Annotated in this window: 15 protein-coding genes; 3 read left to right on the top strand and 12 right to left on the bottom strand. The window is 36.2% G+C overall.

Going from position 1 to position 14022, the window contains the following annotated elements; all coding sequences use genetic code 11:
• Position 1 precedes the first annotated feature (1 nt).
• The 6 genes from R4Z10_RS02805 to R4Z10_RS02780 all read right to left on the bottom strand — a co-directional run bounded on the left by R4Z10_RS02805 (position 2) and on the right by R4Z10_RS02780 (position 5286).
• Positions 2-253: a hypothetical protein gene (locus R4Z10_RS02805; RefSeq protein WP_338471718.1), complete on the bottom strand. Its 252-nt coding sequence runs from the start codon at positions 251-253 to the stop codon at positions 2-4.
• Positions 250-1008 (bottom strand): glycine/sarcosine/betaine reductase selenoprotein B family protein, encoded by a 759-nt coding sequence (locus tag R4Z10_RS02800; protein ID WP_338471717.1) that lies wholly within the window; start codon positions 1006-1008, stop codon positions 250-252. The genes R4Z10_RS02805 and R4Z10_RS02800 overlap by 4 nt, the downstream gene beginning before the upstream one ends.
• A complete protein-coding gene (locus R4Z10_RS02795; RefSeq protein WP_338471716.1) occupies positions 992-2086 on the bottom strand; it encodes a lysylphosphatidylglycerol synthase transmembrane domain-containing protein in 1095 nt (364 codons plus the stop codon). The genes R4Z10_RS02800 and R4Z10_RS02795 overlap by 17 nt, the downstream gene beginning before the upstream one ends.
• A 71-nt stretch (positions 2087-2157) precedes the next feature.
• Positions 2158-3351 carry a TVP38/TMEM64 family protein gene (locus R4Z10_RS02790; protein WP_338471715.1) on the bottom strand — a complete coding sequence of 398 codons (1194 nt, stop codon included), beginning with the start codon at positions 3349-3351 and terminating at the stop codon, positions 2158-2160.
• A 61-nt stretch (positions 3352-3412) separates the two neighbouring features.
• Positions 3413-4099, bottom strand: coding sequence for a YdjY domain-containing protein (locus R4Z10_RS02785; protein WP_338471714.1), 687 nt, complete (start codon positions 4097-4099; stop codon positions 3413-3415).
• Positions 4100-4428: 329 nt separating this feature from the next.
• Positions 4429-5286, bottom strand: a complete 858-nt coding sequence (locus R4Z10_RS02780; protein ID WP_338473146.1) for an MBL fold metallo-hydrolase — start codon at positions 5284-5286, stop codon at positions 4429-4431.
• 138 nt (positions 5287-5424) lie between these two features.
• On the opposite strand from R4Z10_RS02780, the gene R4Z10_RS02775 reads away from it, so the two are divergent.
• Entirely contained in the window at positions 5425-5568 is a 144-nt protein-coding gene (locus R4Z10_RS02775) for a hypothetical protein (protein ID WP_338471713.1), read from the top strand.
• A 39-nt stretch (positions 5569-5607) separates the two neighbouring features.
• Here the strand turns inward: R4Z10_RS02775 and R4Z10_RS02770 are convergent, their stop codons facing one another.
• Entirely contained in the window at positions 5608-5982 is a 375-nt protein-coding gene (locus tag R4Z10_RS02770) for a nitrous oxide-stimulated promoter family protein (RefSeq protein WP_338471712.1), read from the bottom strand.
• Positions 5983-6312: 330 nt separating this feature from the next.
• Here R4Z10_RS02770 and R4Z10_RS02765 point away from each other — a divergent pair, with 330 nt between their 5' ends.
• Complete coding sequence (locus R4Z10_RS02765; protein WP_338471711.1) at positions 6313-7050, top strand: rhodanese-like domain-containing protein; 738 nt, start codon at positions 6313-6315, stop codon at positions 7048-7050.
• 48 nt (positions 7051-7098) lie between these two features.
• Here R4Z10_RS02765 and R4Z10_RS02760 read toward each other — a convergent pair whose 3' ends face one another.
• Positions 7099-8388, bottom strand: a complete 1290-nt coding sequence (locus R4Z10_RS02760) for a LysM peptidoglycan-binding domain-containing protein (protein ID WP_338471710.1) — start codon at positions 8386-8388, stop codon at positions 7099-7101.
• Positions 8389-8920: 532 nt separating this feature from the next.
• Between R4Z10_RS02760 and R4Z10_RS02755 the strand changes: the two genes are divergently transcribed.
• On the top strand, positions 8921-10342 hold the full coding sequence (locus tag R4Z10_RS02755; protein ID WP_338471709.1) for an alkaline phosphatase PhoX: 1422 nt from the start codon (positions 8921-8923) through the stop codon (positions 10340-10342).
• A 125-nt stretch (positions 10343-10467) separates the two neighbouring features.
• On the opposite strand, the gene R4Z10_RS02750 is transcribed toward R4Z10_RS02755, so the two are convergent.
• The 4 genes from R4Z10_RS02750 to R4Z10_RS02735 form a co-directional block, all read right to left on the bottom strand.
• Positions 10468-11154, bottom strand: a complete 687-nt coding sequence (locus R4Z10_RS02750; RefSeq protein ID WP_338471708.1) for an LrgB family protein — start codon at positions 11152-11154, stop codon at positions 10468-10470.
• Positions 11132-11518 carry a CidA/LrgA family protein gene (locus tag R4Z10_RS02745; RefSeq protein ID WP_338471707.1) on the bottom strand — a complete coding sequence of 129 codons (387 nt, stop codon included), beginning with the start codon at positions 11516-11518 and terminating at the stop codon, positions 11132-11134. Before R4Z10_RS02745 ends, R4Z10_RS02750 begins: the two co-directional genes overlap by 23 nt.
• Before the next feature lie 1049 nt (positions 11519-12567).
• Positions 12568-12750 carry a hypothetical protein gene (locus R4Z10_RS02740; protein WP_338471706.1) on the bottom strand — a complete coding sequence of 61 codons (183 nt, stop codon included), beginning with the start codon at positions 12748-12750 and terminating at the stop codon, positions 12568-12570.
• Positions 12751-13006: 256 nt separating this feature from the next.
• Positions 13007-13891 (bottom strand): DMT family transporter, encoded by an 885-nt coding sequence (locus tag R4Z10_RS02735; protein WP_338471705.1) that lies wholly within the window; start codon positions 13889-13891, stop codon positions 13007-13009.
• Positions 13892-14022: the final 131 nt, after the last annotated feature.

Below are 14022 nucleotides of genomic sequence, written 5' to 3'. Positions count from 1 at the left end.
CTTATATCCTGCAATTTGACTTGCATTCAAAATAACCTTCAAGCTGCCCTAATAGGAAATAGAAGCTAAAACCTATTCCATTAATGGCTAGAAAAAACGGCACAAGAAGATCGTTCATTAAGCCTATAGCATTGAAAATGATTAGTAAACTTAGGACAACCCATCTTACATGCCAAAGGATCTTCTGCATGGAGCGGGCTTTCTGTTGTTGAATGCTTTTTGCTTGTCCGATCCTTTGTATCAATTTGTTCATCTAAGACTTAACCTTCTTTTCCATTTATAAGGAAGTTTGATAATGGTTTCAGATTCTTTTATTTCCTTTATATAGCGCAAGCAATCTAGTAATATTCGCCTTTGCATGTCCACTTCACCAGCTTTTCCATAACTGCGCCCTAATGGAAATTTAGTCTGCAGAGCACGCGAAACACGAACCTTCCTCGTTAAATGAGCTAAATGAGTAATTGAAATTGCTGGAATTCCCGCCTTTTCAATTGCATATTGAATCAACCCCACGGATTGATGACAGATATATCAGCCAGGATTTAAAATAACAGCATCGACTTCATCTGTGATCAGTTGTTGAACGATATTCGGAATAGTCTCTTCAATCAAGGGCACTGTATCTGGTATATACCCCATTAATCCATAATGGGTATTGGCTACACCACCAATAATCCCCTCTTCCGCTAACCCCTTCAGTCTTGAAAGCGGAAAAACACAGTTTACATCTTGGTCTGCATCACTGCGGTCAAAGTGCTCATGACTAATCATTAAGTCATCTTCTACACTAGTGGACGGAATAAACCGGACAGTAGAATCCCCGTCTACCACATTAAAAACATTTTGTGTTTTTAAAAGAACACCAGCTGTTGTGACTAGAGCAATAGTAGCTTCACTCGTTTCTTTTTCAAGTCGGTTAATTGGAATATCTCCTATAATTGAATCAACCATCCCCTTCGCTTTTACTTCCATAACCGATTCAATTACTTTATTACCCGATAACTTCATGGTTCATTTCCCTCCTTTCCATTAGCCAAAATAAACCTCCTATTAAACTTGAAATCGTAACAAGAAAGAAAAATAATAATGAAACAGATAAGGCAATTCCTTCTGGAACCCCAATACTTTGGAAAAATAAAACATAACTGGCTTCACGAACCCCCAGTCCATTTAAGGAAACAGGAATCATGGTAATTACTGAAATTAATGTGATAATCACAAGTAAGTGCAAAAAGGAGACCTCTATTCCAAAACTTCGGAATAATAAATCATTAATCCACGCCATTCCCACTTGAAATAGAAAGGATAGCAGAAGAATCATCCCCCACCATTGCCAATTTTCATTACGATAATTTTTTGCTGTTTCCCCAATTCCAACAATAGTCTCCTTACCTTTTCCTAGTAATAAACTTAGTTTCCCAGTAGAAGAAGGATCGACTTTAGCTCCATTAGCCTTTTTCATAAAGAGTTTAAAAGTTAAATACAAAACTACTGCTATGATAAGTAAAACAAGTAGTGAAATCAAATAAGGTCTTGATTGATCCATAAATAAAGCAGAAATCAACACGATGCCTACAAGAGCGAATCCAGCTGTAATCCTTTCAAATAACACCGATGTGGTAGCTGTTGCCACGCTTGTCTTTTTCCCTAAATAATAAATTCTGACAACATCCCCGCCGACACTGCCAGGCATAAAGTTATTAAAGAATAGACCAATATAATATAGTTTCCCTAAGTAAGTTGGGGATACTTGATCATTACGAAGCTTTTTTTCAGAGGATTGGATAAGCATTTTCCATTTCCAAATGCTTGTTGCAACAGTGATCTGAATCGCCATAAAAGCAAGGAAAAAATAAAAAGGAGAGCCTTCCTTCATCATTTGAAAGGCCTCATCCCAATCAATCATCGTGACTAGCCAGACCATTAAACCAACACTAACTATAAATCTAATAAGAAGTTGTAAATATGATTTTACTTTGTTCTCTATCGATTTTTTCACCTCCCTCACCTTTTCAACTAAAATTTTTTCAATTACTTTAACAAGTTGTTGAAATAGCGCAATTAGGATCATTAATTTTACTAACATTAGGTTACAAATAATTAATGGTGTGAAAAAAGAATTTACACGCTTTTGTCACACCACTTTTGTGTTCGTTATTAAGCTATTTTTTCTTCTTTTATTTTACTTTTACTTCGCTTATCATTATATACTCTCTTTGCAACACCTATTAATATCGATAATCCAAACAATGTTAATAACCCAACAAACAATTTCTGAGCTCCACCTGTAAGTGTTCCTCCAACGTATGAATACACGATTGTCGCAGGTAATTGACCGATACCTGTTGCAATAAAGAATGACCAAAATCTCATATTCGTAAGACCAGCCGCATAACTTACAAAGTCAAAGGAGACAAACGGTAAAAGTCTACAAACTAATATGGTACGGTTTCCATATTTTTCAAAGAAAACATCTACACTTTCCATCGCACCTTTACTAGTAAGCTTTTCTACCACATCTCTACCAAGTACTCTCGCAATAAAGAAACATAGCGCAGCCCCCGCCATAGCAGATGACCAAGATAGGATTGCTCCTTGCCACCATCCAAAAATAGCTGCATTTGAAAGAGTGATTAGAAACGCTGGAATGGGTGCAGCAATTGATTGAAGAACCATGAGGATAAATGACACCACGGCAGCTAATTTCCCGTAAGATCTCAAATATTCAATTACTATTGCTGTATCTAGCTTAGATATCGTACTAAAAGCATGATTTAATCCATTATGAAGAGTAGGGATAGTAAAGTAGAAAACCATAAAAATTGCTATACCAACAATTGCAATAATTCTCCCACGTTTTCTTCTTTTCTTAACTAATGCTATTTCCTCTTTATCTAATTCTTCCCTTAAGTCACTTAGTTTTACCTGTTCTTCTCTTAAAGCTTTTCTTTCTTCCCTAGTATATTCCTTTTGGTAATTTCCTATAGTACGTACAATATATAGGTTCACTAGATTTATTATTATTGCACATACAATGAAAATTGGTTGTATCTGTGATACAGGATTTGTGATCATTAATGTTTCCTTTATAATATAAGAGAATTGTTGTAATCTTCCTGTAAATAAAGCTAACAGTATAGCCGCTAGCTCAATATAGAAGAATGAATACTTCCAATCTAGTCTTGTCTTAGCAATAGCGACCATTAGGCCAAAGCCTGCAAAAATATACATTACTAATCCTAGTCCTATCATCATTTCAAGTGCTACGTTAAAAAACAGCAGCATGTTGAAAAGGAAGCCTAGCGCTATACCTGCAGTAGTATAGTAAAAAATTAGTCTTAATTTTAACACGACTCCACCTCCTGAATTATTCTGTATGACAAACCCATACAAAAATAAAACTTAAGCCAAATTATTTTGCAATTGAATAGACTGTAGCTACATAAGTTCCATCTTCAGGAAGCACATCTTGATTTCCATTGAATTTAACTTCTTTCGTATTTTCTACTGCACCATAAGAATAAGCAGTGTTGGAGATGATACCAACTGGGCAGCTATCAAGACAAGTTAGGCAGCCAGTATGCTTTTCTATAGATCTATCATGATTTCCACCAAATTTGAAGGCAATTTTGTTTCCGTTGCTATCATTAATCACTTCATTAACATCATATTCTTTATCCGCACCATTCCAAGTAACCTTTAAATCAATTGGTGTACCTTCAACTTTAGTCGTTGAAGCATTATCAGGAGTCATGTTGTTTCCTGGCTCAGCCCCAATCTCCTCAAGTGCATTAAAGAAGTCTTCATGAGTTCCGTATGCTGTTAATACAGATTTAGCTCCGTTAGATCCATCCTTGAACACTGAAGCATGACGTGTTGGTTGAGTAAAATATTTACCATTTACTTGAGCAAGAACAGTTATAGTCCCAGCCTCTTTGTCCACTTTGATAGGATTTTCTAGTGATACACCGCCCACTTGATCAGGTGTTTTTGTATTCTCTTTCGCTGAATTCTCTCCATCGTTTGAGCTACACCCAACAAATACCATCATGATTGCAAAAAGTACCGCGGCAATAATTGCTTTTTTATTAAATTTCATTACCAATGCCTCCCTAATTAATAGAATATTAGTCTCTGTGGAACTATAGCATGTTATTATAAATATGAAGCATATATTTTTCCATAATTATAACAACATGCTATAATTATTTATTTAAAGACACCCTCATTATAATGAAACCCCATTGACTTTAAAATTCATTTTGCCTATCAAACAGAGAGTAACTGATCGGTTTTTTAGATAAATTAAAACAAAACCCTTGATATTATCACCTTTTATAATATTAACATGTTATCTACTTCACAAAAGTTTCACAACTAAATGCCTAAAAGGATAAAACTTTTTACTGAAGTTTTATCCTTTTTAATTTAATGGAGATTCTTTTTTACATATTTCCCATATTCCGGTACAGCAAGGGTATAAAATTCATTAACCAATTTTTCAAGACTTCTTGTAAGCTGTTCTCCTTCTAGTGGCTGACCATGACCCGTTACAGCTACTGATGGTTTTAGGGCTGCCAGCTTTTTAACTGATTGGAATGCTGTGTCCCAGTCAGGTGTTAAATAGCGCGGCGGGCCACTTATTTCTAGTTCTTGAGTATATACCTTGTATAAATACTCCTGTTTAACTGTGACAAAGGCATCCCCTGTTATAAGAGCTCGATCTTCAGCTCTAAAGAATGAAACATGGCCTGGTGTATGTCCCGGGGTTGGCACCCAACGATATCCTGACATGAATGGAACCTGTCCATCGGATGGAAGGGCCTGTACTCGATCACCTAAATTTATCGGTTCATTAGGAAAATAAGGGGATAGTTTGGCGACGAGACCCCCTTCAACAGTTGGATCAGGTTCAGGATAGCCTTTTTCACCTTTTAAGTACGGCAATTCCAGTTCGTGGGCATAGACAGGAACATCCCAATGATTAACGAGTTCGATAATAGCCCCAACATGGTCAAAATGTCCATGTGTTAGAATAATTGCTTTAGGACGGGCGCCAGAACCAAACCTTTCCTCTGTCACCGCAATCATTTCCTCTGCCGATCCTGGCATTCCCGCATCCACAAGCACAAAATCCTTTTGATCCGGATGTCCTACTAAACAAAAGTTAACGATTTGAACGGTATAAGCAAATAAGTCTGGTAATACTTCAATCCCTAATCCATTATTTATGGAAGTTGCCGGAATAAATTTATAATCACTTCCATATGACAGTTCTTTATCCATTGAATGTTTCCTTTCATTATATATTCGTTTCATGTAATAGGTTTCACTTTCAAAATTCAATTATGCAGAAAAGTGACTGGTATAAAATCAACTGCTCGTTTCAAACTAATTTCAGAAACCATTAAGGGGGAAATTCATTTGCAGCACACATGTTTTTATTGTTGGAATGAAACACAAGAAAAGCAAACGCATTTAGTAACCTTTCATGTATCCAATCAAGAAAGAGAAGAAAAGCTTTGCCACGAATGCTATCAAGAGTGGCTGCTCGGAATAAAAGGTTAAAATAGAAATGCCAGGCGGATATCGCCTGGCACCTAGAAATCAATGTTTATTTCGGTATGTGACTTTTTCTTGCCAAATATGTGTAATCGCTAGAATTGGATGATAAAGTAGCATCCATGGACCTGAGAACCGCATGACTACTTTAATTTTTTCTCGATAATCAGATTTATAACAATGAACAGGACAATAGGAACAAAAGGTTTTATCTTCGCCGAATTGACAGTATGACAATCTTTTCATTGCGTAACTATTTAAATCTTCACACTCCTCACAAAGATCGGACCGATGATGGTGATTTTTTCGGCAATAAACCGCAATCATTTTGGTAACGGTTTCTTTTTCCTTTTGAATTCGTGGACCGTTATTTAATTCTCTTTTCCGTTTATTTGGTTTATCTATAGTAGTTGTTGTCATCTCTTCCACCCCTCTTTAATATTAAACTCATTTGGATGTTGTAAGATATTATTTATAAGATTAGCACAGATTTATTTCATCTGAATTGATATAAATCACATCACATTGGAGTTTATCCATAAATACGTCACCTCTAATTGTTCGGATGACACTTGACATACACAGTTTAGTAATATAACTTTTATCGCAAAAATAATTAGCCTCTTACAATCTTAAAAATTTGATATATATCCCTGTTTATTATTGATTAAACAAATTGATTATCGATTGATTGTCATATATTCTTAGTCCTAGATAATACTTTTCTAATATAATAATGGAGGCTTTAATATGAAGAATAAAAGAATTAAATTTATATCATTATTAGCAACACTTTCTTTATCGACGATGTTATCTGTAGCATGTTCTCAAGATGAAGCAAAACCAGCTGAAACTACAGTCGAAACTGTTGAAATTAAAGCAATGACAGGCAAGGAACTAACTGCTCAAAACTCAGATAAGAAAAAGGATGACGTCTTAATCATTGATGTCCGTTCACCAGAAGAGTATAAAGCTGGCCATATTCCCAATGCTATTAATATGAATGTTGATGAATTAGAGGGCAGATTAGATGAGCTTGGAAATTATAAAGATACCCCAATTATTGCCTACTGCAATTCAGGGAAAAAAAGTGGTGACGCGGCTGAAATTCTCGCCAACAATGGTTTCACAAATGTAACTAATGCCCAAGGTGTAAAAGAATTCAAGTATGATCTAGTTAAATATGATGATGTAACAGGATCAGACTTCCAAGCGTTAATTGATGGGAACTCAGATATTGTTTTAGTAGATGTACGCCCTGCAAAACAAGTAAAAGAAGAAGGCATGATTGAAGGAGCCATTAATATTCCATTTGATGAAGTGGAAAACCAGTTAGACCAATTACCAAAAGATAAAACAATCGCTTTGTATTGCAATACAGGTACAAAGAGTGCTGATGTTGCCAAGCAATTAGAAAGCCTTGGTTATAAAAATGTCGTTAACGCAATTGAAGGGGTTAAAGAGCATTCGTTTACTTTAGTAAACTAATGAAGGAAGGAGTTCGCTCCTTCCTTTTTATTTAGGTGTAGCTGCTATTTATTTTCTGGTACTCGACTTCTTTCGAACGGTTATATGATCTCTTAAAAAGGCGAAGTTTTGCGGGGCTGGCAAACTTAATTGCCAAAAGGTTGTTCCCAATAGTTCGTATTCATCCATTAATTTATATTTTTCAATATAGCTTCTTATATCCTCAAACCACACAATATGTTTGGTTTTATCTTCCCAATATTGATACCAAGGAGACTGTGATGCAGTGTCATATTGAATCGATGAACCTTTTGTTATCGCTTGGTTTTGTGCGGCTTGAACAGATAATGCACGAGTCAAATTGTCAGACCCACTTTTATCATATCCATATAATGCCATTGCCATTTGTACTTTATTGGGTTCAATACGTGTCATCGTATAGCGAAGGACTTCTTCCACCCACCAAATAGGAGAAATTGGATCAGGCGGGCCTGTTGGATAACCATAATCAATCGTCATCACAGCTACAATGTCCGCTATTCGACCAATTTCCCGATAATCATAGGCTCCTACAATTCGATTTGTGGGAAGATCTTCCGTTTTGGCATGAACATTTATATGTAAAATTTGTTCACCCAAAGCCGACTTTAACTGTCTTAAAAACATATTAAATTCGTTCCGTCTTTCTGGAGGTACAAATTCAAAGTCAATACTAACCCCCTCATACCTTCGCTCTCGAACCAATTTCACCAGACTCGTAATTAAATTATTACGATACGTGGGATTTACAAGAATACTGCCAATTAATTCAGGGTTAAACTCTCCATTTTTAAAATTTCGTATCATTAATAATGGGGATACATTTAATTGTTTACTTCTTTCCACTATTAGTTGATCCTTTAATAAAGCATAGGCATTTCCCTCTTCAGTTATAGAAAAAGCTGCGACAGCTATGTATGTTAGTTGATTGGATAGGGGAACGAATGTAGTTAAAAACGCTTCAGGATTATAAGGTTCAATAAAACCTAAAGTGGTTAAGGGTAATTGAACGGGCGAGGGGATAATCAATTTTTGTCCGATCGTTAACTGATTTGAATTAAGTTTTGGATTTGCTCGTATAATCTGATCTACGCTTGTCTGATAGCGCTGTGCTATAGACCATAATGCATCTCCTGTTTTGACTCTGTAATAACGTGGAAAGTAAGAGGATCGTTTATTAGCTATGTATAAAGCTAGCCCTGGTTTAAGTGTCTGCGTAGATAAAAGCCCATTATCTTGAACAATGGTTGGGATCGAGACACCATATTGATTAGAAATTGCCCATAATGTTTCCCCACTGCTAACTACATGGATTGACATATTCTATCTCCCTTTTATGATGGATTCTCAATTAACATGTCCCACCTTCATTTTTAAAATAACAGTTAGCTTAAATATATGAATATGTACGTAGAAATATAAACAAAATTTGCGACCTTGTTGGAATTAATTTATACGTAATTGTGGTTTATGAGATAAGATCCCCAGCATGTTTGGAAAACGCCTAATTTCAGATGAACATTTACAATTAATTCATATCTTCATATGGAATTAAAATCAAATTAATAAATTAGACTACTTAAATCCTATATCTCCTCATATGCCATTGCACTTTCAGCTTTTATCACTATTTTTATATTACTAAAGTTATAATTCTTACCCGTTTCTGCTCATTTTTCCGCTTCCACCTATAACTATCGACCTATTATGCAATGTAAAGAACAAAATTACATATTGTTAACGGACACTTTAGAATACTTTGCTAACTTTATAGATAGAGTTTGCAGTAATTCAAGCATCCTCAAATTCAAATGGTAAAACGGAGGTTTTAATTAGGATGGGGAATAAAGGGATGGATAGACGTAACTTCTTAAAGGTTGGCGGAATGAGTACATTAGCATTAACACTTGGAACTACTGGACTTTTTTCATTAACAAATGCATCAAAAAGCTTAGCAGCCGGAAAAGCTACGAATCCAACAGGTGGATTTGGGGGATACGGACCTTTAGTAAAGGATCCAAATGGAATACTTGATTTACCAAAGGGCTTCCATTATAAAATGCTTTCAAAGGCTGGAGATTTAATGCCAAATGGTGATAAAGTTCCTGCGATGCATGATGGGATGGCTGCATTTAAAGGTGAGAAAAACACTACTATTTTAGTAAGAAACCATGAAAATAGTACAAACTCAAATCTCCCGGTAAATGGAAAAAATCCATGGAGTAATGGGGCAGCTGGTGGTACTACCACTTTAATTGTTGGACCTAATAGAGAACTTATCGATCATTACGTATCAAGCTCAGGTACCATCCGTAACTGTGCTGGTGGGGCAACTACATGGGGTACTTGGTTAACAATGGAAGAAACGCGTAATATGGGACATGGTTTTGTATTTGAAGTCAATCCACTGGATCCTGAAAATGAGATGTCTAGAACACCTATCCGTGACATGGGATACTTCTCACATGAAGCTGGACATGTTGACCCTTCAACAGGCATCTGGTATTTAACAGAAGATGCTAACCCAAGTTTCCTTTATCGTTTTACTCCACATGACAGAAGCCAAACACTAGGTTCTCTTCAAAAAGGCGGTATTTTAGAGGCAGCGGCAATTGATGAATTACCACAAGCCTCACAAATGGCAACTGGTCAAAAGTTTGGAGTAGTTTGGAAAAAGTTAAATCCAGAACGTGCTCAACAGGATGCAAAAGACCTTGGCTGTATTCAATTTAGCCGATTAGAAGGTGCTTATTTCTCAGAAGGGACTTTCTGGTTCGATGACACAAGTGCAGGTTCAGAACGTCTTGGCCGTGTTTACCGTTATACTCCAGCCACAAATTCATTAGAACTTTTCTATGAATCTACAGATAAAAATGATTTAGAAGCACCTGATAATATTTGTATTACTCCATGGGGAGATCTTTGGATTGCAGAGGATGGCGGTGGAAACGACCGGATCATTGGTTTAACTCCAGAAGGCGAAGTATATACTTTTGCCGAAAACATGATGAATAATTCGGAATTTGCCGGTCCTACATTCTCTCATGATGGCAATACATTTTTTGTAAATATGCAAACCCCTGGTATTACATTTGCAATTTGGGGACCGTTTGCTCGCAAAAATTCTACTCGCCGCCGTGCGATGAACTATGCTCAACCACCTCAAGCACTCGCTCCAATCGTATCGGACAAACTTGCTTCCTTTGCTGAGGAACAAGGAATGTCGATGCTTGATGCTGCTGCGTTAGAGCGTCACGGTATGCCCATTCTGTAAACAGACAAAACTTAGAGCCATTTCCAATTACTGCGGGAATGGCTCTTTTCTTCGAAAGGTAGAAGTTTCAAAATGTGTAGGGTGCAGAGCTCTCCCAAAAATGGAAGTCACTTTACTGCTGTATATCACATTTGAATTACTGGATAGAGCCAAGGCAGGATGAGTGTGGTGAAGATAGCTGCAAGACTTAAGGCCATGCTTGAGACAGCTCCTTCTAATGGTCCTTCTTTTACTGCCTGACTTGTTCCAATTACATGGGAAACGGCTCCAATCCCAAGACCACGAGAGAAAGGGTCCTTTATTTTTAAGATGGATAGAAGAGTTGGTGCTAGTACAGCTCCTACAATCCCGGCAATAACAACGAACGCTGAGGCCAAAGCTGGATCGCCATTAATAATTAAAACAACATCAATCGCAACAGGAGTGGTTACCGCCTTCACAGCAGCAGCGGCTTGTATAGCTTCAGAAAGGCCAAACACCTTCGACAACCAAACAGCAGAAACAATGGTTGAAATTGTTCCAATCATTAAACCAAACAGAGCAGGAATCATTTTTTCCATAATAACCGTTCGATTATGGTACATCGGTACAGCAAGGGCAACCGTTGCAGGCCCTAATAATATAGAGATCCATTCCTTCGCTTCTGAATATTGTTCATATGAAATATCAAAGACACTAAGAATAACAATAATGAGCAAACTTGCAGTTAATACAGGAGTTGTCAGTGGTGATACCAACCGTTCGGATAGCCATTTTGCTCCTAGATAGACAACCACGGTTATACTTATATTAATGAGAGTCAGACTGTCCACGTTTTGCTCCTACCTTTCCAGATAAACCTTGCGAAACTCCTGATGTCACGACTAATCCAATTAATGTACTTCCAACAATCATCAACAATAATTGAATCCCGCTCGTTTTAATTAAGTGTCCATAGTTCATTAAACCGACAGCAAAGGGAATGAAAAAAAAGGCTAGATGCTTATTCAAGAATGTTGTCGCCTTCTCAACATAACTTTCTTTCAAAATACCCGTAGCTAATAGCACAAATAATAAGATCAAACCACATACACTACCTGGAATCGGCAAATGAAGCCACTTCACCAGCAAGTCTGAAATGGCATAAATTAAATAAAGCAACACCATTTGAACGAGAAATATCATCATATTCTTCATGAGTACATCCCCTTAAAAAAGTTTTCCCTATTAACTAGGATACCTAAAAATAGGAAAATGATGATAAAGTGAAACTTCCCTCAGTGGAGCTTTTCATTCCCACTAATGGAAAGCCTCAGGCCAGCAGAATGTGGGTCACACAGACGTTGCGGGTAAGCGTATTGAGTCTGTGTTCAACTTTCTGAGCCTAACGGGCAGTTGACTCCCCATTTATCTTGTTTTATGTACTTAGAAACTTGAGGTAAGATCTTACTGTCCGGTAATCCTGATAAAACGAATAAAGAACCCATCCCATAGGGAAATTAGGCTCTTTGATTAGTAAAACTAATGTTTTAATAGAATAACATTTTCTTAGCTATTAAGAAAGTCCACAACCGGATAAAGAATGACTGAAATAGTCGTTTTACATCCCACTCAGGACAATTCTTGCTGCGATTTGTCCAGTCACTGCTAGTGTGCTTAAATGATCCTCAGTTTCGGTTTCACCAAGAATATGTTGATCCCATTCATTTCATTCTCCTTTTGTAAATGTTATTAAATAGGTATTTATAGAATGTTTTAATTTCATATTTTTTACAAAACCTTCATTCCTTATAAGGTTCTTTACAACTTATTTACCCCTCGAATCGTAAGAACGATATATGATTTGGCCCGTATTCATCATATGTCGTTCATGATACAGACACCAAAACAATCCTTATTGTATACACTGAGAGAAAAGAGATGAAGTGGTGATCATGATGTTTCTTGAATTAACCCTTTACTTTTTAATTGGTTTAGGTTGTTTGTTTTTCAGTAAATTTCGATCACGAAACCAATGGACAAAAGCCATATTGTTGGTAATTTTTTGGCCATTTTTTATTTTGTTGAAGTATGTGGAATGTGCAGATTCAGTCAAGAAAAAGGATTAACGTCAACGTGAGGAGTAGCATATGAAGAAAAAATTGAGATGTCCAAAATAAGTTCAATGAATAAAAACCTTATATAAAATGGCGTGTAAACCTATATAGGTTTAACACGCCATTTTTTTTGTAGATATAGCCTCTAAACTATTTTACAAGTCGCAAATGTTTGATTCGTTTTTTCTCTGCACTTACTTCTAAAAAGGCTGCTCCTCCCATTAAAACTAGAGTAATGCAAAATATAATGAAAGCAGTCCCAAATGAAATAGTTATACTTAATACGTAAAAAACAACTAATGATACTAGTGATGAAAATAATAATCCGTTCATTTCATCTACCCCTTTTTTAATATAAGTTTCTAATTGTTACGGGTTTTTTACAACTTTTTGAACAATTTGTGAACTTTTGTCTATATTTTAAACCTAAATAAATTGAAAGTAAAGAAAATTAAACTATAACTTGTGGGAATTTTTTAGGGTAGGGTTCCTACATTTACTAAATCATCGAATAGAATTACACTTACTTCTTTCGTATATAAAAAGGCTGTCCTCATTATATTTGAAGACAACCTTGGTTAAATCAAGTTCAAGTTTTATCCTTCTTACGCAGACCAAATTCCTTTTCACTAAGAAAAGTAGAACCTAGCACGAGGATCCCTCCGATGATTTGTAGAGCCCCCATATGTTCTCCTAGGAAGAGGAATGAGAAAATGACAGCTGAAATAGGGTCAATGTAGCTTAAAACAGCAATCGTTTGTCCTTTAAGCTCTTTTATTGCTCCAAAATATAAGAAATAAGCAACCCCTGTGTGGACCATTCCAAGAATAAGGATGAGAATGACGGACTGGCTGTTTATTCCTGAGAAATCCAACCCCTCTTTTATGTAAACATAAGGAGCCAAAACAATTGATGCCATCATTAATTGAATAAGCGTTGTTTCAAACCCCGATAAATTTCTAATAAATTTATTCATTAATATGACACTCGCATATAACGTAGCAGCTAACAAACCGTATATAATCCCAACTGCGTGATTATACGCCCCGTCTATGCTGCCACCCCCGTTATTGACGACTAAAATCAACCCAACCATCGCTAACAGTAAACTAACAATTTTAATACGTGTGAGCTTTTCTTTCAAAATAAAGGGTGCTAAAACCATAACAATAATTGGTGCAAAGTAATAACTGATAGTTGAATTTGAAATGGTTGTATATCGATAGGCCTCAAATAAAAAGATCCAGTTAAATCCAAGTGCTGCACCCGATAATAGTAAGAGAATCAGATTTTCTTTTATCACTGAAAAAGACGGTCTTTGTCTGACTAAGAAGCTTAAAGCTAGTAAAAAGATACTTCCAATCGCTCCTCTTAAAAGGGCAATTTCACTTGATGATAGATGAATATTTTTGACGAACAAGCCGATGCTTCCAAATATGAGCATGGCTGAAATGAGCTTAACCTGACCCTTCATGGTGTTCTCCCCTTATAATGACGTTCATTAAAGTAGTATATTAGTATTATAGCGAAAATTGGTATTTATGAAAGTTATTTAAATAGAATAAAAAGCATATGAATAAAAAAAGTAAGTTTATATTCTTTTTA

The organism is Niallia sp. XMNu-256, from assembly GCF_036670015.1.
GTDB lineage: Bacteria > Bacillota > Bacilli > Bacillales > Cytobacillaceae > Bacillus_BD.
Note: the sequence above shows the minus strand (reverse complement) of the source record. Positions and strands in the feature narration are given on the sequence as shown.